We start from the raw sequence: 19,523 nt of genomic DNA, 5'->3' as shown, positions 1-19,523 counted from the left end.
TATTATTACAACTCTTCCTGGCGGTCGTGATTGATAGTCTGATAGAATAAGCGGTGGATTTCTTTCGGATTGTTTGTCTGTCCAAGAATCCACATCAATTTGGCAACAAGTGCCTCGGTTGTCATATCCGCAGCCTGGAGGATGCCAGGGTGTTCGCTGTATTTCTTACCAACTTGATAAACTTCCAGATCACAGCCTTCTTCCGGAACCTGTGTCGTGACAGCGAGAGTCTTTCCGGAATCTACCCAACCGAAGATAGCTTTCTCAAAAGAATCATCGTATTCCGGAATACCTCCGATACCGAATGTTTCCAGAATGATCGCATCGTAATGTCCGCGCAACAGTTCAAAAATATCTGCCTTTACTTCTGGCGTCAGCTTCAGAACAAAGACACGGTCGTTCAGCCTCTGGTAAGATACCATATTTGCCTGAGCGGTTGTTGGTGCAATGTAGTGACGGATGATCCGGTCATCATGGATCACGGCAAGAAGTGGAAAGTTCATACTTTCAAAAGCGTCAAAACTTCTTGTTCGCTGTTTTCTTGCGCGGGTTCCGGCAACTACTTTTCCATTAAATACAATAGAAACATCACAGGAGTTATCGTCCAGTGCATAGAGAATACTCTGGTAAATATTGATCTTGGCATCCGTATATGGGTTGCCCATTGGTTTTTGTGAGCCGGTAAGAACGATCGGTTTTGCAGAATTCTGGATCAGGTAAGACAGTGCAGCGGCTGTATAAGCCATCGTGTCTGTACCATGCAGAATAACAAAACCGTCATAATCGTTATAATGTTCTGTGATAGCGTCACGCATCAGTCCCCAGAGATATGGACGCATATTTGTACTGTCGATATTCATAAGCTGCAGTACGGTCAGATCACATTTGTCTTTGATGCCCGGTACGCTGGCTGCAAGCTCTTCACCTGTCATAGCCGGTGTTAATCCGTCTCCGCCTTCTGCGGATGCAATAGTTCCGCCGGTGGCAATCATAAGTATTTTCTTCATATTAAAAACCTCTTACTTAATTGTATAGAATATGTTGTGGCACATTGAGTATTTGCAGCGAATAACTACAGAATTATGTAGCATATTTGCAATGCAAAACAGAATGCCCATAAAATAAGATATCTGTGAAAACGTAAGATGTCAATAGAAATCTGGAAAAAGAAAGCCGTATCGGGTATAATTAAATCAAGAAGTGGAAAAATACAGAAAAGAGGAGAGATTATGACAATCGAAATAGATACACATGCGCATACGCTTGTCAGTGGACATGCTTATAATACAATGCGGGAAATGGTACAGATGGCAGCAGAAAAAGGACTGAAAGGACTGGCGCTTACAGAACATGCACCAAAAATGCCCGGAAGTACGAATTTATATTATTTTGAAAATCTTGGTGTTGTTCCGCGTAAGATGTACGGAATCGATGTGCTTCTTGGATCAGAGTTAAATATTCTGGATGCGGCAGGCAGTGTAGATTTGCCAAAATCCGTGCTTCGGAAACTGGATATTGCTATTGCAAGTATCCACACGCTGTGTTTTGAAGATGAGTGGAAAAAAGAGCCGGTTACAGAAGCTTACTTAAATGCAATGGAGAATCCGTGGATTGATATCATCGGACATCCGGATGACGGAAGATTTCCGGTAGATTATCCGACGATTGTGAAAAAGGCAAAAGAGACAGGAACATTGCTGGAACTTAATAATTCATCATTACGTCCTGGCGGTTTCCGACAGAATACAAAAGAGAACGCCATAGAGATGCTGAGATGCTGTAAAGAGCTTGGAGCAAAGATCGTGCTTGGTTCAGATGCACATGTAGATGCTTTCATTGCAGACTGTACATGGTCGGAACCCATATTAAGAGAAGTGGACTTTCCGGAAGAGCTGATCGTGAATACATCGATCGTAAAATTGAAAGAAGCATTAAAACGTAATAAAAAGCTATAGACTTTACGAATTTAGTGTGTTAAAATGTAACGGTAATGAATACTGTTACAAAGGAGATAATTGCTATGAGTAAAAAAATAAGGACGGAAGCAGTGGATTATCTGTTTGAAGCTGTGCTGAGTCTGGAGAATAAAGAAGAGTGTTATACATTTTTTGAGGATATCTGTACGATCAACGAGTTGTTATCCCTGTCGCAGAGATTTGAAGTTGCGAAGATGCTGAGAGAGCAGAAGACATATCTGGAGATTGCAGAGAAAACAGGAGCTTCCACAGCCACGATCAGTCGTGTGAACCGTTCTTTGAATTATGGGAATGACGGATACGATATGGTATTTGAGCGAATTGCTAAGAATGAAGAGCAGAGTGGAGAATAAAGCGTTTATACGATAGAATAACAAAGAATTTAATAAGAATAGAAAAAAAGAAGTAAGTGAAGTTCTTACTTCTTTTTTTTGCGCTCTTCCGGTTTTGGAAGTTCGTCGATCAGTTTTTCAATGATCTGCTTCTTGACGTATACATCAAAACTCAGATTGCAGATGAAAGCGAAAATCTGAAGATTACGCTGTTCTTTATCTGGAATATCCTGAAACATCTCCATCGCTGCATTATAAGAATGTGTAACATCCTTCTGCATATTCCAAATGCGTGATTTCTCAAGTTCGCAGATATCACTGTAAATGTCTGTAATAGAGAGTCCTTTTGTGTCTGAAAAATACTGTTCCGTCAGAGGAGCAAGAATCGTTTCAATATCCTTGATAGATAAAATGTTTTTAAAATAATAAATAAAGATCATAACAAGAACATGTTCGCGTGAATACTTCTTCTTCACCGGAGGCGGGAGGAGATTGTTCTTCGCGTAATTATTGATCATAGTCTTGGTCAGGATCTTATCATCCGTATAGCGCTTGGTCGAGCGGAGACTCTCTTCCATAAAGGTAGTGACCTGATCCATATACAGGTCAATATTCGGGATGTCTTCCGGCTTGATATAGTCTATTCTGGAGATGCTGGATAAAATACTGTTCAGCAGATCATTTGTATCAATTGTCATATTATCACCTCAATGTAACCATTATATAGTATTCAAAACTAGATGGCAATAGAAATATTTTTATGCTATACTATTTGGGTAAAAAATATTGGGGAATTTGCGCAAAGCAGGGAGGTTATCATGAAGAAAACAGATGAAAAATATCAGGCATACATACAGATATTAAAAGAAGAACTGGTGCCGGCAATGGGGTGTACGGAACCGATCGCACTTGCTTATGCAGGAGCAAAGGCAAGAGAAGTACTGGGATGTGTACCGGATAAAGTACTGGTAGAAGCCAGCGGAAGTATTATAAAAAATGTAAAAAGTGTCATTGTTCCGAATACGAATCATCTGAAAGGAATTCCGGCGGCAGTGACAGCAGGAATCATTGCCGGAAAGGCAGAGAAAGAGCTGGAAGTTATCGCAGAAGTGACACCGGATGAGATTGAGCAGATGATCACATTTTTAAAAGAGACGCCGATTACAGTTGAACATATCGATCAGGGGATTACATTTGATATTGTGCTGACGTTGTATAAAGAAGATTCCTATGCGAAGGTAAGAATCGCAAATTATCATACGAACATTGTACATATTGAAAAAGATGGTGAAGTGGTATTTGACATTCCGGTAGAAGGAGAGAACGAAGAAGGGCTGACGGACAGAAGCCTTCTGGACATGAAGTCTATCTGGAATTTTATTAATACGGTAGATGTTGTCGATATTAAAGAAGTAATCGGTCGTCAGATTGAGTATAATACAGCGATTGCAGATGAAGGTCTGCGCGGGGACTACGGAGCAAATATCGGAAGTGTTCTCTTAAGTGCGTACGAAGATGATGTCCGTACAAGAGCGAAGGCGAGAGCGGCAGCAGGATCGGATGCACGTATGAACGGATGTGAGTTGCCGGTTATTATTAACGCTGGAAGTGGTAATCAGGGAATGACATGTTCGTTACCGGTTCTCGAATATGCAAAAGAGCTGAATGTGACAGAAGAGAAGAAATACCGTGCACTTGCGTTATCAAATCTGACAGCGATCCATCAGAAGACCGGAATTGGAAGACTTTCCGCATATTGTGGAGCAGTCAGTGCAGGTGCGGCAGCAGGGGCTGGAATTGCATACCTGTGCGGTGGCGGCTATGAAGAAGTTATTCATACAGTTGTGAATGCACTGGCAATCGTATCCGGTATGGTCTGTGATGGAGCGAAAGCTTCCTGTGCAGCGAAGATTGCGGCATCTGTAGATGCAGGAATTCTTGGCTATAACATGTACCTGAATGGACAGCAGTTCTACGCCGGTGACGGAATTGTAACAAAAGGTGTGGAGGCAACGATCCAGAATATCGGTCGTCTCGGTAAAGAAGGTATGCGTGAGACGAATGAAGAGATTATTAAGATGATGATCGGAGAATAGGTAATGAGACAGACGGTACTGTGCTACAATTTAAAAGGAACGAAAAAAGGAAGAAAACTCGGAATGATTTTCAGCTATCTCGGGTTTAAAGTGCGTCATATTCTGCCGGAAGAATATCATATTCCGGTAGGAGAACTGGCAGAGGGCAAAACAGATGCGGAGACAAAGAGCGAAGAAACGGACGGCGAAGAGCCATTTACAGACGAGATGCTTATCTTATGTCCGGCATCGGAAGCGTCCCTCGACAAAGCACTATTTATGATGCGCAAAGAAAAAGTGCAGGTTCCGTTAAAAGCAGTTCTCACACCTTCTAATCAGGAATGGGATTCGGTTTCACTGCATGATGAGATTTTGAAAGAACATAAAGCAATGTCTGACAAGAAAGGAAATTAAGAACTTTGAGTATTTACGATACATTAAATGAACCACAGAGAGAAGCCGTATTTCAAACGGAAGGTCCACTTCTTATTCTTGCCGGTGCGGGTTCCGGGAAAACAAGAGTGCTGACTCATCGGATTGCATATCTGATCGAAGAACAGGGCGTAAATCCGTGGAATATCCTGGCAATCACATTTACGAATAAGGCAGCAGGTGAGATGCGGGACAGAGTTGACCAGCTGGTTGGATTCGGTTCAGAAAGCATCTGGGTAAGTACCTTTCATTCGATGTGTGTGCGGATTCTCAGACGTCATATTGAACTGCTGGGATATGATACAAATTTTACGATTTATGATACAGATGATCAGAAGACGTTGATGAAAGATGTCTGCAAGCTACTGGAGATTGATACAAAACGTTTCAGAGAGCGTGCACTTATGAGTGCAGTTTCCCAGGCGAAGAATGAACTGATCACACCGGAAGAGTTCCGGCTGAATGCGGGTGGAGATTTTGCACAGCGGAAAATTGCAGATGTTTACGAAGAATATGAGAAACAGCTCCGCGCAAATAATGCGTTGGATTTTGACGATCTGCTTTTTAAGACAGTACAGCTTTTCCAGACGCAGAAAGATGTTCTGGAATATTATCAAGAACGTTTCCGTTATATGATGGTAGATGAGTATCAGGATACGAATACTGTACAGTTTGAACTGATCCGGTTGCTTGCTGCAAAGTACAGAAATCTCTGTGTAGTAGGAGACGATGACCAGTCCATTTATAAGTTCCGTGGCGCGAACATTAAAAATATTCTGAACTTTGAAAAAGTATTTGAAGATGCGAAAGTGATCAAACTGGAGCAGAATTATCGTTCTACACAGAATATCCTGAATGCGGCGAACGCTGTGATCAGCAACAATGTGGGAAGAAAAGCCAAAACATTGTGGACAGATAATGACGAAGGCGATAAGATCCGTTTCCGTCAGTTTGATACCGCATATGATGAAGCAGAATTTATCGTAGATGATATCCGAGAACAGGTAGATAGAGGAAATGGCACTTATAATGATAATGCTATTTTATACCGGACGAATGCACAGTCGCGTATATTTGAAGAGAAATTTGTCACAGCGAATATTCCATATAAGATCGTCGGAGGAATCAACTTCTATGCAAGACGTGAGATCAAAGATCTGCTGTGCTATCTGAAGACAATTGACAATGGCAAAGATGATCTTGCTGTCCGTCGTGTGATCAATGTGCCAAAACGTGGAATCGGTCTCACGAGCATTAACCGTGTGCAGGATTATGCGGCAGCATATGATATCGGATTTTATGATGCACTTCTTTCTGCAGATGCAATCCCGAATATTGGAAGAGGACTTTCAAAATTAGAATCCTTTGTTGCACTGATTGAACATTTCAAAGTGGATGCAAAAGATATGACGCTGTCCGATCTGATGCAGGAGATTCTGGATGTTACAGGTTATATTGACAGTCTTATGGCAGAGGGGCCGGAAGAAGCAGAAGCGCGAATTGAGAATATTGACGAGCTTAGAAGCAAGATCGCGACATATGAAGAAACATGCGAAGAAAATAACGAACCGGCTACGTTGAATGGATTTCTGGAAGAGGTTGCGCTGGTTGCGGATATTGACAGTCTGGATGAAGACACTGACTATGTTGTGCTCATGACACTTCACAGCGCGAAAGGTCTGGAATTTTCACACGTATATCTAGCAGGACTGGAAGATGGAATATTTCCAAGCTATATGACAATTACGGCAGACAGTCCGGAAGAACTGGAAGAAGAGAGAAGACTCTGTTATGTCGGAATTACAAGAGCGGAGGAGGAACTGACATTAACCTGTGCAAGAAGACGGATGATCCGCGGAGAGACACAGTATAATAAAATATCCCGTTTCTTAAAAGAGATTCCGATGGAACTTTTAAGTACAGGCGGTATTTTCAAGAAAGAAGCGCCAGTGGAAGAACTAGCGAAAGCAAGTGCTTATATGCAGGCAAAACAGGCATTTCACACAAAACCATTTGCGGCATCGAATCCATTTTCCACAGCGAAACCTGCAAAAGAATTTGGCACACCAAAGGGAGACGGACCGGGTTATGATGTGGGCGATCGCGTTCAGCATGTCAAGTTCGGGGAAGGAACTGTGACGGCACTTGTGAAAGGCGGAAGAGACTACGAAGTGACAGTTGATTTTGACAGCGCAGGTACGAAAAAAATGTTTGCAATGTTTGCAAAACTTCGGAAAATTTAACATAAAAAGATAGTAATCTGAAAACGATAGTGTTATAATAAGACCAATAACTGAATCGCGTGAGATCACGAGAAAGGATGTGGGAGCATGAGTAGAGTAGATGAACTTATTGCAGCAACCAAATTAAGCGAGCTGGTGAATAAAAAGGAAGAAGATAAGCAGTGTAAGAACGTATTATGGGCACTGGCAATCGTAGGTGCAATTGCAGCAGTAGCAGGAATCGCCTATGCAGTATACTGCTTCTTTACGCCAGATTATCTGGAAGACTTTGAAGATGATTTTGAGGATGATTTCGATGATGATTTCTTCAATGACGAAGATCAGGTATAAGTCTTACAAAAAAGTAAAAGAAAAGCAGGTTTTTTGCCTGCTTTTTTTCTTGCTATAGTGAGAGAAAAAGTTTTTTCGTTATAGCAGGGAAAAGATAAGAACGAATTTCGGGATAAGGAGATCTTAAGATATGGACGGACAATGCTATGCATTACTCATTGATGCGGACAACGTATCTGCAAAATATATCAAACCGATTTTGACAGAGCTTGCGCGTTACGGCAATATTACTTATAAGAGAATTTATGGAGACTGGACAAGTACACAGCATTCAAGCTGGAAAGATGAACTTTTGAAAAATTCCATCACACCGATCCAGCAGTTCAGTTACACACAGGGGAAAAATGCAACGGACTCTGCAATGATCATTGATGCAATGGATATTTTGTACACGAATGATGTAGATGGATTCTGCATTGTGTCTAGTGACAGTGATTTTACAAGACTGGTAAGCAGACTTCGTGAAAGTGGGAAGAATGTGATCGGTATGGGTGAAAATAAAACGCCGGAGCCGTTTCGCAAGGCGTGTGATAAATTTACTATTTTAGAAAACCTGTTAAATGAACAGGAACCGGGAAGAACAGAGACACCACGGGAAGGTTTGAGCAAAGAGAAGATTGAAGAAGACATTGTGAAGATGATACTGGAAAATGATGATAACAATAAGCAGACAGGACTTGGCGAAGTCGGAAGCCGCCTTGTAAGCCTGCATCCGGATTTTGATGTGCGAAGCTATGGATACAACATGCTTTCCAAATTTCTGGAAGAATTTCCGAAACTGGAGCTTGTAAAAAAAGGTAAGTTCGTTGCAGTTTCTCTGAAAGAAAATCATGGAAAGAAAACGGTTGTTGACCGGTATGTACAGAATCTGGTGAAGAATGCCGGAGAGAAGGGAATTGAGTTGAGCACACTGGGCAACCGTATTTATGAGAAATACAAAGATTTTAAGATCAATGACTATGGATACGCACAGTTTAATCAGTATGTGAAGAGTGTAGACCAGATAAGGGTAGAAAAAGCAGGAACAATACTGATCGCAAAATATAAAGAACAGAAGTAATCCTGTGGGATGAAAATCAAGAAGATAGAATGAATCAAAAAAAGTATTATTTAAACAGGAAGGAATAGAAAACATGAAAAAGGGACAGGTCTGGGAAGGAATCGTAAAAGAGGTAGATTTTCCAAATAAAGGAAAAGTATTTCTGCCGGAAGAAGATCGTACCGTGATCGTGAAAAATACAGTGCCGGGACAGAAGATCAGATTTTCAGTAAATAAGATCCGCAAAGGGAAAGCAGAAGGAAGACTGCTGGAAGTGCTGAAGCCATCAGAGAAAGAGATTCCGTCTGTTTGTCCACATTTTGGACAGTGTGGTGGTTGCACATATCAGAATCTGCCATATGAAGAACAACTGGCAATGAAAGAGTCACAGATTAAGAAAATGATGGATGAAGCTGTGAATGGCAAGTATGTCTGGGAGGGAGTAAAACCAAGCCCGGTAAAACAGGCATATCGTAATAAGATGGAGTTCTCTTTTGGAGATGAGTATAAAGATGGACCAATCGCACTTGGTATGCATAAAAGAGGCAGTTTTCATGATATTGTCAATGTGACAGACTGCCAGATTGTGGACGAAGATTACCGAAAGATTCTTGACTGTACATTAGAGGCAGCAAGGGAGTCGGGACTTCTATATTATCACCGCATGAGACATACCGGATATTTTCGCCATCTGCTTGTAAGAAAAGCTGTGAAAACAGAAGAGATTTTAGTAGATCTTGTAACGACAACGGAAACAGATGCACAGGCATTTCTGGATACATGGGTGAAAAAGCTTCTGGAATTGGAACTCGATGGTAAAATGGCAGGTATCCTGCATACAAAAAATGACAGTGTTGCTGATGTAGTAAAAGATGAAGGAACGGAAGTGCTCTATGGACAGGATTATTTCTATGAAGAACTGTTAGGGCTGAAATTCAAGATTACTCCATTTTCGTTCTTCCAGACAAATTCGCTGGGAGCGGAAGTGCTGTATGAGACAGCGAGAGAGTACATTGGAGATATCAATGAGAAGGTTATCTTTGACTTGTATAGCGGAACCGGAACGATTGCGCAGATCCTTGCACCGGTAGCAAAAAAAGTTGTCGGTGTGGAGATTGTGGAAGAAGCGGTTGAAGCGGCGAAGGAAAATGCTGCGCTTAATGGCCTTGATAACTGCACATTCTGGGCAGGTGATGTGCTGAAAGTGATTGATGAACTGGGCGAAGTGCCGGATCTTATTATGCTTGATCCACCGCGTGACGGCGTGAATCCAAAAGCACTGATGAAGATCCTGAATTTCGGCGTGGATCGTCTTGTATATATTGCCTGTAAACCGACCAGCCTTGCCAGAGATCTGGAGATGATCCAGGGTAGAGGATATAAGGTGGAGAAGATCTCCTGCGTAGATTTATTTCCGAATACGTACCACGTGGAAACGGTCTGTTTGCTGTCGAGAAAAGATAAATAAAGGCTGAAAAGTGGCGTATTTCCGGGCTTTTTGTGAGGTTAGTATTATCATAGAAGCCTTGCGGAAAGCTCGGTTTTCTTATATGGAAACATATCTACTTTTTAGTCTGACCGGAGAAAAAGTGGATGACCGAAAAAATGCAGTAGGGTTTAGGCTGCGGATTAGATGTCATAGGTTGTGGCACTGGGATTGTTGTCAGAGACGACCGCAGTTTAGGCCACTCGATACTAAGGGGCAGACTTGGCAGTGGAATAGATGTTAGTGAAGGAGAAACTTTCATGGGTCAAATATTTGATTTTAGTGAAATTAAAAAAAGTGAAAAGACAATAAGAAAAACTTGGTCAGAATTCCGAGATGCTTTAGCAAAGAATCAAGATTTCTTTTCAATGTTGTTGTCAAATGATGAAATGAAACATCAGGTGATGGGAATTTTTTCTGATGAGATTTATACAAGTCTTAGAGAATCAGTATAAAGGCGGTGAAAGACAGTGTTCGATAAATTTCGACTAAAAGAAGTGCTGGTAGAGTACAAAAAACGCTTTGTGCAACAACAGTGGCCTAATGAAAAATATAAATGGGAGGCTGTGCAATGCTTTCAGTTGAATTGGGATGTCAATTCAGATGATTTTGCACAGATGCTAACAAAGTCACTTGCTCAGACGGCTAATTTGCTGGCGTCGGTAAATAACTTCCCAGCAAGAATGATTACCAAGTTTGCAGAGATTGCGCCAGAAGAAGTGCGCTCAATGTATATTGAATTATATGATGAGAGTAAGGATTTATATGAGAGAGTAGCCAGCTTCAAAAATAAATCTAATATGTTATTAGAGAGGTATGGCAATGGAACAGCTCAGCATTACCAGTATGAAAATGCGATAATGACATATTTATGGCTTCGTTATCCGGATAAATACTACATTTATAAATTGAGTGAAGTAAAAACTGTCTCATCGGAGCTGGAAAGTGATTATCGATTCAAAAAGGGGGCCTATGCTGATAACATCAGGAACTTTGTGGCATTTTATGATGAGATTTGTGGTGAACTTCAGCAGGATGATGAACTTAAAAATCTGCTTAATTCTCAGCTGACATCTACATGTTATGCTGATCCTGAATTACGAACTCTTACAATAGATGTGTGCTTCTTTATTTCTCGCTATTGGAACAAGGAGGAACCAGGTCCTAAAGTGGATGAGTGGTGGCCGACAGATTATACTCCGGCGTTAACTGTTGAAGATTGGGTTGGCCTTCTGGGTGATTCGGAAGTGTTCAATGAAAGTAGTCTGGAAATCATGAAAAGAATGAAAGACTACGGCGGCAAGGCAACATGCACTCAGCTTGCTGTGAAATATGGAGAGACAAAGAACTTCTATAATAGTGGCTCTGTTTCACTTGCTAGAAGAGTTGTTACCAAAACGGGATGCCCAGTTATGGCAAGAGATGAAGAGAATGCTCGTTTTTGGCCAGTGCTTTATGTTGGAAAAAATGCCAACAAAGATGAGGAGGGCTCCTATGTTTGGAAACTTCGTGATGAGTTATCAGAAGCACTTGAACAGGTTGATTTAACGAGTGTGCATCTTTATGCACAGCTTCCTGAAGGAGAAGACGGACAGCGATACTGGTTCTTGAATGCAAATCCTAAAATGTGGAGCATGTCCAGCATGCCCGTTGGAGAAGTACAAGATTATACATTATATAATGATAATGGTAATAAGCGTCGTATTTTTCAGAATTTCTTAGATGCAAAGGCTGGCGATATGATAATCGGCTATGAGTCCACACCGGTAAAGCAGGTCGTTGCAATTCTCAAAATTAGTGCAGAACAAGATGGAAAATCAATTTATTTTGAAAAAATAGAAGGGCTGTCTTCTCCAATTGATTATGCAACTCTGAAAGCTTGTCCAGAACTTGAAAAGATGGAGTACTTTGGTAATCCGCAGGGGAGTCTGTTCAAGCTGACAAGGGGTGAATATGATTTCATTTATGACATGATTCGTGATGAAAATCCAGCACCACCTGCAGCAGATAGTATTGAAAAATATGACAAAGAAAAGTTCTTAAATGATGTATATATGACTGAAGCAAAGTATGATCGCTTAGTTGCAGTTTTGAAAAAGAAGAAAAATATTATTCTTCAAGGTGCTCCAGGTGTTGGAAAGACATTTGCGGCAAAGAGACTTGCATATTCGATTATGGGTGAGAAGGATGATGATCGCATAGAGTTTGTGCAATTCCATCAGAATTATTCCTATGAAGATTTCATGATGGGGTATAAGCCGGTTGAAGATGGATTTGAATTGAAATATGGTATTTTCTATAGATTTTGCCAAAGGGCTGCAAACCATCCTGATAAAGATTATTTCTTTATCATTGATGAGATCAACCGTGGAAATATGAGTAAGATCTTTGGTGAGTTACTCATGTTAATTGAGGCAGATTATAGAGATACGAAAGCAACATTAGCCTACAATGGACTAAGCTTCTCTGTCCCAAAGCGTCTACATATCATTGGCATGATGAATACTGCTGATAGAAGTCTGGCTATGATTGATTACGCACTTCGTCGTCGTTTTAGCTTCTTTGATATGGAGCCAGGATTTGATTCGGAAGGTTTTATTAAGTATCAGGAAGGATTCGCAAATGACACATTCAATACTCTGATTGACCGCATTAAGGAACTGAATAGAGAAATTGCAAAAGATAAGTCGTTAGGTAAAGGATTCTGCATTGGCCATAGTTATTTCTGCAATGCAGATGAATGTACTGATGAGAGGATGCAAGATGTGGTTGATTTTGATGTATTGCCAATGTTAGCTGAGTATTGGTTTGATGATACCGATAAACTGCAGCGTTGGGAGAATATTTTGCACGGTGTATTTCAATGACAAAGGATAAAAGCATTCTAATCAATAATATTTATCACATGCTTTCTTATGCCTTTCAGACGCTGAATCAAGAGACATACGATGATGTTGCAGTGGAGTCTTTTGATGAAATGTATAATCTGCTGGCTGCAATCCTAGCAAAAGGCATAGGGGTGCAGCTGAAGCAGGGACTCTACAGAGAATACATAAGTCGTCAGGAAGAGCTGCCTGTTATGCGTGGTAAAATAAACATGCCAGGAACAATAAAAAACAAGCTGGCACATGAAAGAGTGCTTACCTGTGATTTTGATGAGCTGTCAGAAAACAACACATTAAACCAAATCCTGAAAACGACAGTGATGCTTCTTCTGCGAAACGGAAAAGTGCAGGAAAAATATAAGGATGACTTGAAGAAAAAAATGCTGTACTTCTCCAATGTGGATGTTATAGAGCCTACGGGGATAAAATGGTCGTCCATTCGTTTTCAACGTAATAATCAAACTTATAGAATGCTGGTTAGTATCTGTCAGTTGATTATCGAAGGAATGCTTATTACAACAGATGCAGGTGACTATAGATTGGCGTCCTTTGTAGATGAGCAGCGCATGTGCGGACTGTATGAAAAATTCATTCTGGAGTATTACAGCATACATTATCCAGCATTATCTGTCAGTGCATCACAGATTCCGTGGTCGCTAGATGATGGTGTTGGGACTATGCTTCCAGTTATGCAAAGTGATATTCACTTGCAGCATGGAAATACGGTACTCATAATTGATGCAAAATACTACAGTCACACAACACAGGTACAGTATGATAAACATACTCTTCATTCAAATAATTTATATCAGATTTTTACCTATGTGAAAAACCGTAGCTATCAATTTGGAGAAAAAGAGAATACAGTTTCAGGTATGCTTCTTTACGCGAAGACGGAAGAAGAAATCCAACCGGACAATGTGTATCAGATGCATGGTAGTCAGATAAGTGTTAAGACGCTTGATTTGAATTTACCGTTTGCTGAGATTGCTAGTCAAATGGATAGAATTGTGGAGTCACATTTTTCTGGATTAACAAAGGCATATTAAAGTTATTAAATTTGGTGTGATTTTCAATTGTGAAATGAGATGCAATAAAAAGGAGGCCTCCTATTGAAAAAGAAAAAAGATGAAATAACTATCCGTTCCAGCGCGGCAGAATACCTGACCTATGTTGCCTCAGTTGGCGATCAGCAGGACAGTATTGAGATGCGCTATGAGGATGAGAATATATGGCTGACACAGAAGATGATGGCAACATTGTACGATGTCGGCACTAACACTATAAATTATCATATTAAGAAAATCTTTGAGGACAGTGAGTTACAAGAGGATTCAGTTATTCGAAAATTTCGAATAACTGCCGCCGACGGAAAAAGCTACAGCACAAATCACTATTCCTTAGAGATGATCATTGCAGTAGGATTTAAGGTAAATTCTGAGCGTGCGGTGCAGTTCCGTAAATGGGTCAATCAAATTGCAAAGGACTATACCATCAAAGGCTGGGTTATGGATGACGAGCGTCTCAAACGCGGAACTTATCTGACAGAAAAGTATTTTGATGAGCAGTTAGAACGAATTCGTGAAATTCGAGCAAGCGAAAGAAAGTTTTATCAGAAAATAACTGACCTGTATGCCACAGCCATTGATTACGATAAGAATTCTGCAACTACCAGGAGATTCTACGCAACAGTTCAGAATAAAATGCATTACGCAGTTCATGGTCATACGGCGGCTGAACTGATTGTAGAAAGAGCTGACCATACAAGAGAGCATATGGGATTAACTACTTGGGCAGATGCTCCTGAAGGCAAAATTAAGAAGAGTGATGTTACGGTTGCCAAGAATTATTTGAGTCAGGATGAAATGAAACAGCTGAATCGTATGGTTACTGCATACTTGGATTTTGCTGAGAATATGACATTACGGCATATTCCACTCACGATGCAGGATTGGGAAAAACGGCTTAATAGCTTTATTGAAATGTTTGATTATGGTATTTTACAGGATGCAGGGAAAGTGTCAGCTGAAATTGCAAAGCTTCATGCCGAGACTGAATTTGAAAAGTATCGTGTTATCCAGGACAGATTGTTTATGTCTGACTTTGATAAGTACATGATGGAATTGGAAGAGAATGCGAAGAAATAACGGGATTGTTTCTCCCTTTCAATGCCGCATTTTCAGAATTAATAAGGTCGAGTGCATGGAAACCTGGCTATCAGTTAGGACGAAAAATAGCTGTTGACCTGTTTTTATACGAAGAACAGACAAGGTGGAGGCGATGGCGGTTCTTCGTCAAATTTGACTTTTATGTTGGAATCACTATAATAGTAGAAATGATTAAAAAAGTTGAACTTTTTCCGTAAACGGACGAGGTTCAGGCTGCGATATATATAGCAGAATGTATCAAGATATTTTTGCTACAGAATTTATTGATATGTTTCCGCAAACAAACGGAGATATTTGGGTACATGCTATATTAGTCTGGATCGGTTCCCGAAAACTGACATCAATCTGGACGTATCGTACCATGTGGAGACTGTGGCGGTGATGAGCAGAGAACACGGTTAATAGACCTCCGGACATGAGGATGATTCAGTTATTCGAAAATTTTGGATAACTGTCGCTGATGGAAAAAGCTTGTAAGTAATATATAGAATTTGAAAACAATAGAAAGGGAAATACCTGTGAATTACGATAAAATCGTTCAGGGAATTATGGATATTGGCGAATCGCTGCTGTGTACAGGCGCGGAAATCTACCGGGTGCAGGACAGTATTGATCGCATGTGTGCAAGCTATGGCTTCCTTCGGCAGGATGTATTTGTGATACAGAACAATATTCAGATCACGGTGGAAACAAAAGAGCATGAAATGATCACGCAGATTCGTCATGTCGAGACGACAGGATTCAATTATGACTGGTTGGATGCATTAAACGGGTTATCCAGATATATATGCACCAACAGACCGGACGATGAAGAATTGCAGAAAAGATATCGGGAAATTATGGACGCACCAACACAGAAAGCATGGATAACCGTTCTTGCGCAGATTGTTGGAGGTACCAGTTTTGCGGTGTTTTTTGGATGTAATTTCGGAGACGCGCTGATAGCGCTGGTGCTGTCCGTGTTCATCGTGTTCTTTGGAAAATGGTTGGAGAAGCGGGAAGAAAATCTCTTGATCTACAATCTGATACTTTCTTTTCTGTCAGAAGTATTTGTTGTTCTGGCATTTCGGGCAGGAATTACGGGGCATCCGGACTGGATCATGATTGGTGTTGTAATGCTGCTTGTTAGTTCGCTTGGTCTGATTAACGGAATCAGGGACGTAATGCAGGCAAATTTTATATCCGGCTTTCTGGAAATTATGAATTCACTACTGGGAGCATTTGGAATTGCTTTTGGAATTGCATTTGCCATGATGTTGATGAAATGGAACGGCACAGATCATTTTGTGATAAATCCAAGTGTCTGGATACAGATTGTATCCTGCACAATAGGCTGTATAGGATATGCAAGCTGGTTTGGCATCCGCGGAAAAAAGATGGTATATTCCGGAATCGGCGCATTCATTACATGGGGAATCTATTTGCTTGCAGTTGCATGCAATGGAAATAATTTCTATTCAGTTATTATATCGTCCTGCTTTGTGGCAGCTTATGCGTATATGATGTCCAGACTCATGAAATCTCCTTCAACGTTGTTCCTGACAGGTTCGGTTTTTCCACTGATGCCGGGAGCACGTCTTTACTATATGATGGCGGGGATGGTTGCCGGAAAATATGCAATCGCATTTGAGCATCTGACGGTTATAGCGGAAACCTGCATTGGGATTGCCTTTGGATTCTGGATTATAGATATTGTAGTGAGAAATATAAGGAAAACCGGGAAAAAATTACAGACAGACCATAGTCTGTACATTGGTTTAAACGATAGCAGAAAATGTCGAAAAAGATTGAGGTAAGACGGATTTTGGCATACAATGATTGTATATATATGCAAAAAAATGCATGAACATGGACAGAATACAGATATACGGAATGTTTGTATCATTTTTTATAGAAAATCAGAGTAATGGAGGACATAGAGATGGATATAAGAGAGTGTTATGAAAAAATGGGAGCAAGTTATGATGATGTTCTGCAGAGAATGGGCAGCGATGCGCTGGTAGAACGTTTTACAGGAAGTTTCTTAAGTGACGGAAGCTACCAGATGATCGCAGATGGCATTGAAGCAAAAGATGCAGAGACAGCTTTCCGAGGTGCACATACATTAAAAGGAGTATGTCTGAATCTTGGCTTTCAGAAGTTATACGAAGTGAGCGCTGAACTAACAGAGGCATTAAGAGATCGTGAGCTCAAAGGGTATGAAGAACAGTTTGCAGCGGTACAGAAACAGTATCAGATCACAGTAGAAGCAATCAGGGAGTGGCAGCAGGAACAGAATTAAAAGCCGGAACGGCTAAAAGGAGAATAAATGGATACACAGTTATCAGAGATAAGGCTGACAAAAGAACAGGCAGAAGAACAATTGGAGATTTTTAGACGGATATACAGTAAAGTCCGACTGCTCAGTGCAGAAGAACTCAAAGAAGAAAATACAACGCAGGCAGGAAAAGGCGAAAACTACTGGAAAGAGTCATGCCTTGGCGCAGGGAAATACTGCGACGATTGTGTTTGCGTAGTTGCGTTGAAAGAGAAAGCACGGAAGACACAGCTGAAATATATAGGCACAGAACTATATGAGGTAACTGCACAGTATGTGGAAGTTGACGGGCAGTCCTGTGTATTGGAGATGATACAGAATCTGGGAAATGGAGCAGACATTGCTCAGTCAGATGAGATCAAAGATACGAAAGCATTTTATGAAGCATTGTATACGGATGCTCTGACAGGAGCATACAACCGCAGATATTATGAAGACCAGATCAAGAAGAAATCCATGCATGCCGGAGTTGCAATGTTCGATCTGGATGATTTCAAATTAGCAAATGATACATACGGACATGATATCGGGGATGCATTTTTAAAGACAGAAGTTGCTGTAATCAAGAAGATGATCCGTAAGACAGATGCCCTGATTCGCTATGGCGGTGATGAGTTCTTGCTGATTATGCCGGGAATATCGGAAGATTCTTTTGAACAGAAGCTTCGTGATATCCGCAGACAGATCTGTTTGGTGGAGATGCCGGAGAGTATCGGAAGCAGGATTTCTGCCAGTGTTGGAGCGGTTATGGCTCAGGGAGAGCAGATCTGGGACGCAATTGCACGTGCGGACCGTTATATGTATCAGGCAAAGTCACATAAGAATGCAATCGTGACAGAATGGGGAACCATTGCCATGGATGACAGCCTGCCACAGGTGAACGCAAAGAAGAAAAAGCGCCAGCGGATACTGATTGTTGATGATTCCGAGATGAACAGAGAGATCTTATACGAGATGCTGAAAGATGAATTTGATATACTTGAGGCTGAGAATGGAAAGGAAGCACTGGAAGTCCTGGAACGGTACGGATGCGAGATATCACTGGTGCTTCTGGACATTGTAATGCCGATCATGGATGGATTTGAAGTTCTTGGACACATGAATGAAAAAGATATGATCGAAGAGATTCCGGTTATCATGATTTCCAGTGAAGATTCCGCATCTTTTATCCGTCGTGCATATGAGATGGGTGTATCGGATTATATCAGCAGACCGTATGATGCGCAGATTGTATATAAGCGTGTTTATAATACGATCAAGCTGTATGCGAAACAGCGGAGACTGACAGCAATTCTGACAGAACAAATCCGTGCAAAAGAAGAAAGCCGTAAGATCATGATCGGAATTCTGAGTCATATTGTAGAGTTCCGTAATGGTGAAAGTGGACCGCATGTGCAGCATATCAATGTATTGACACAGTTATTGCTCGGAAGACTGGTTCAGATCTCGGATCAGTATCATTTATCATGGATGGATCGTGATCTGATCGTGATGGCATCTTCCCTGCATGATATCGGTAAGATCGGGATTGATGATAAGATTCTGAATAAAAAAGGCCAGCTTACAGATGAAGAATTTGAGATTATGAAACAACACACTGTGATTGGTGTGGAGATTCTGGAAGATTTACAGTATTATCAGGATGAACCTCTGGTGAAGACAGCGAGAGAGATCTGCAGATGGCATCATGAACGTTACGACGGACGAGGATATCCGGATGGACTGAAAGGAGAAGATATTCCGATCAGTGCACAGGTTGTATCACTGGCAGATGTGTATGACGCACTGGTGAGCAAGCGTGTATATAAGGCAAGCTATTCCCATGAGAAAGCAATGCAGATGATTCTGAACGGAGAGTGCGGTGCATTTAATCCGCTGCTTCTTACCTGTCTCAAAGATATAGAAGGTGAGATACAGGAGATGGTTTACGATACGGATGTTGTAATGTTTGATTCTGCCCAGAAAGAACATGAGAAGATAGGAAAGATAATAGAAATGTCTGAAAAATCTGGGGGGGGGCAGTACTAAAAGTTAGTGAACTTCTGAATATGGACGACAAAATCAGATAACAGAAAGACAGCGGGTCACATCGGGAAAAGTGAGTGGAAATATGAGGAGCAGTTTTGAGATACCGTTATCTGGTACGGCCTGATTTAGAATTATAGGAAAAAGGATTCAGAAAAAAGGGAAGAAATAAGCATTAAAAAAACTGGAAGAACTAAAAAGGAGAAAGTCTTGAC

General features: G+C 41.0%; 17 protein-coding genes. 15 read left to right on the top strand and 2 right to left on the bottom strand.

From position 1 onward, the window contains the following. Positions 1–5 precede the first annotated feature (5 nt). On the bottom strand, positions 6–1,007 hold the full coding sequence (locus DW125_RS06055; protein ID WP_117537394.1) for an asparaginase: 1,002 nt from the start codon (positions 1,005–1,007) through the stop codon (positions 6–8). 222 nt (positions 1,008–1,229) lie between these two features. Between DW125_RS06055 and DW125_RS06050 the strand changes: the two genes are divergently transcribed. Together DW125_RS06050 and DW125_RS06045 are read left to right on the top strand one after the other, a co-directional pair. After that, positions 1,230–1,955: a phosphatase gene (locus DW125_RS06050; RefSeq protein WP_117537393.1), complete on the top strand. Its 726-nt coding sequence runs from the start codon at positions 1,230–1,232 to the stop codon at positions 1,953–1,955. A gap of 65 nt (positions 1,956–2,020) precedes the next feature. Then, positions 2,021–2,329, top strand: coding sequence for a YerC/YecD family TrpR-related protein (locus tag DW125_RS06045; protein ID WP_021861449.1), 309 nt, complete (start codon positions 2,021–2,023; stop codon positions 2,327–2,329). 65 nt (positions 2,330–2,394) lie between these two features. Here the strand turns inward: DW125_RS06045 and DW125_RS06040 are convergent, their stop codons facing one another. Next, the gene (locus DW125_RS06040; RefSeq protein WP_021861448.1) at positions 2,395–3,006 is read right to left on the bottom strand and encodes a DUF1836 domain-containing protein; all 612 of its coding nucleotides are present in this window, start codon (positions 3,004–3,006) and stop codon (positions 2,395–2,397) included. 120 nt (positions 3,007–3,126) lie between these two features. Here DW125_RS06040 and DW125_RS06035 point away from each other — a divergent pair, with 120 nt between their 5' ends. The 13 genes from DW125_RS06035 to DW125_RS05975 all read left to right on the top strand — a co-directional run bounded on the left by DW125_RS06035 (position 3,127) and on the right by DW125_RS05975 (position 19,311). Beyond that, positions 3,127–4,404 (top strand): L-cysteine desulfidase family protein, encoded by a 1,278-nt coding sequence (locus tag DW125_RS06035; RefSeq protein WP_117537392.1) that lies wholly within the window; start codon positions 3,127–3,129, stop codon positions 4,402–4,404. A gap of 3 nt (positions 4,405–4,407) precedes the next feature. Continuing rightward, positions 4,408–4,797 carry a DUF3783 domain-containing protein gene (locus DW125_RS06030; RefSeq protein ID WP_021861446.1) on the top strand — a complete coding sequence of 130 codons (390 nt, stop codon included), beginning with the start codon at positions 4,408–4,410 and terminating at the stop codon, positions 4,795–4,797. Positions 4,798–4,802: 5 nt separating this feature from the next. Further along, positions 4,803–7,058, top strand: a complete 2,256-nt coding sequence (pcrA, locus tag DW125_RS06025) for a DNA helicase PcrA (RefSeq protein ID WP_021861445.1) — start codon at positions 4,803–4,805, stop codon at positions 7,056–7,058. A gap of 87 nt (positions 7,059–7,145) precedes the next feature. After that, entirely contained in the window at positions 7,146–7,388 is a 243-nt protein-coding gene (locus DW125_RS06020; protein WP_021861444.1) for a hypothetical protein, read from the top strand. A gap of 130 nt (positions 7,389–7,518) precedes the next feature. Then, positions 7,519–8,448 carry an NYN domain-containing protein gene (locus DW125_RS06015; RefSeq protein WP_021861443.1) on the top strand — a complete coding sequence of 310 codons (930 nt, stop codon included), beginning with the start codon at positions 7,519–7,521 and terminating at the stop codon, positions 8,446–8,448. A 73-nt stretch (positions 8,449–8,521) separates the two neighbouring features. Continuing rightward, positions 8,522–9,895 carry a 23S rRNA (uracil(1939)-C(5))-methyltransferase RlmD gene (gene rlmD, locus DW125_RS06010; RefSeq protein ID WP_021861442.1) on the top strand — a complete coding sequence of 458 codons (1,374 nt, stop codon included), beginning with the start codon at positions 8,522–8,524 and terminating at the stop codon, positions 9,893–9,895. 278 nt (positions 9,896–10,173) lie between these two features. Continuing rightward, positions 10,174–10,368 (top strand): hypothetical protein, encoded by a 195-nt coding sequence (locus DW125_RS14210; RefSeq protein WP_021861441.1) that lies wholly within the window; start codon positions 10,174–10,176, stop codon positions 10,366–10,368. 15 nt (positions 10,369–10,383) lie between these two features. Further along, the gene (locus DW125_RS06000) at positions 10,384–12,780 is read left to right on the top strand and encodes an AAA family ATPase (RefSeq protein WP_117537391.1); all 2,397 of its coding nucleotides are present in this window, start codon (positions 10,384–10,386) and stop codon (positions 12,778–12,780) included. Further along, a complete protein-coding gene (gene mcrC, locus DW125_RS05995; RefSeq protein ID WP_117537390.1) occupies positions 12,777–13,847 on the top strand; it encodes a 5-methylcytosine-specific restriction endonuclease system specificity protein McrC in 1,071 nt (356 codons plus the stop codon). The genes DW125_RS06000 and mcrC overlap by 4 nt, the downstream gene beginning before the upstream one ends. 63 nt (positions 13,848–13,910) lie before the next feature. Beyond that, complete coding sequence (locus DW125_RS05990; protein ID WP_021861438.1) at positions 13,911–14,945, top strand: virulence RhuM family protein; 1,035 nt, start codon at positions 13,911–13,913, stop codon at positions 14,943–14,945. A 539-nt stretch (positions 14,946–15,484) separates the two neighbouring features. Then, positions 15,485–16,762, top strand: coding sequence for a threonine/serine ThrE exporter family protein (locus DW125_RS05985; RefSeq protein ID WP_021861437.1), 1,278 nt, complete (start codon positions 15,485–15,487; stop codon positions 16,760–16,762). Positions 16,763–16,887: 125 nt separating this feature from the next. Further along, positions 16,888–17,247, top strand: a complete 360-nt coding sequence (locus DW125_RS05980) for an Hpt domain-containing protein (RefSeq protein ID WP_021861436.1) — start codon at positions 16,888–16,890, stop codon at positions 17,245–17,247. A gap of 27 nt (positions 17,248–17,274) precedes the next feature. Next, a complete protein-coding gene (locus tag DW125_RS05975) occupies positions 17,275–19,311 on the top strand; it encodes a diguanylate cyclase (RefSeq protein WP_021861435.1) in 2,037 nt (678 codons plus the stop codon). The last annotated feature ends 212 nt before the right edge of the window (positions 19,312–19,523 follow it).

It is taken from the genome of Dorea sp. AM10-31, assembly GCF_003435815.1.
In the GTDB taxonomy this organism is placed as follows: domain Bacteria; phylum Bacillota; class Clostridia; order Lachnospirales; family Lachnospiraceae; genus Dorea_D; species Dorea_D hominis.
This window is presented reverse-complemented; position numbering and strand designations above follow the sequence as displayed.

Coding starts and splice junctions, on each gene's coding strand:
- DW125_RS05975 (WP_021861435.1), top strand. CDS start 17,275: ATGGATACACAGTTATCAGAGATAAGGCTGACAAAAGAACAGGCAGAA.
- DW125_RS06045 (WP_021861449.1), top strand. CDS start 2,021: ATGAGTAAAAAAATAAGGACGGAAGCAGTGGATTATCTGTTTGAAGCT.
- DW125_RS06050 (WP_117537393.1), top strand. CDS start 1,230: ATGACAATCGAAATAGATACACATGCGCATACGCTTGTCAGTGGACAT.
- DW125_RS06040 (WP_021861448.1), bottom strand. CDS start 3,006: ATGACAATTGATACAAATGATCTGCTGAACAGTATTTTATCCAGCATC.
- DW125_RS05980 (WP_021861436.1), top strand. CDS start 16,888: ATGGATATAAGAGAGTGTTATGAAAAAATGGGAGCAAGTTATGATGAT.
- DW125_RS06035 (WP_117537392.1), top strand. CDS start 3,127: ATGAAGAAAACAGATGAAAAATATCAGGCATACATACAGATATTAAAA.
- DW125_RS06055 (WP_117537394.1), bottom strand. CDS start 1,007: ATGAAGAAAATACTTATGATTGCCACCGGCGGAACTATTGCATCCGCA.
- DW125_RS06015 (WP_021861443.1), top strand. CDS start 7,519: ATGGACGGACAATGCTATGCATTACTCATTGATGCGGACAACGTATCT.
- DW125_RS06020 (WP_021861444.1), top strand. CDS start 7,146: ATGAGTAGAGTAGATGAACTTATTGCAGCAACCAAATTAAGCGAGCTG.
- rlmD (WP_021861442.1), top strand. CDS start 8,522: ATGAAAAAGGGACAGGTCTGGGAAGGAATCGTAAAAGAGGTAGATTTT.
- DW125_RS14210 (WP_021861441.1), top strand. CDS start 10,174: ATGGGTCAAATATTTGATTTTAGTGAAATTAAAAAAAGTGAAAAGACA.
- DW125_RS06030 (WP_021861446.1), top strand. CDS start 4,408: ATGAGACAGACGGTACTGTGCTACAATTTAAAAGGAACGAAAAAAGGA.
- mcrC (WP_117537390.1), top strand. CDS start 12,777: ATGACAAAGGATAAAAGCATTCTAATCAATAATATTTATCACATGCTT.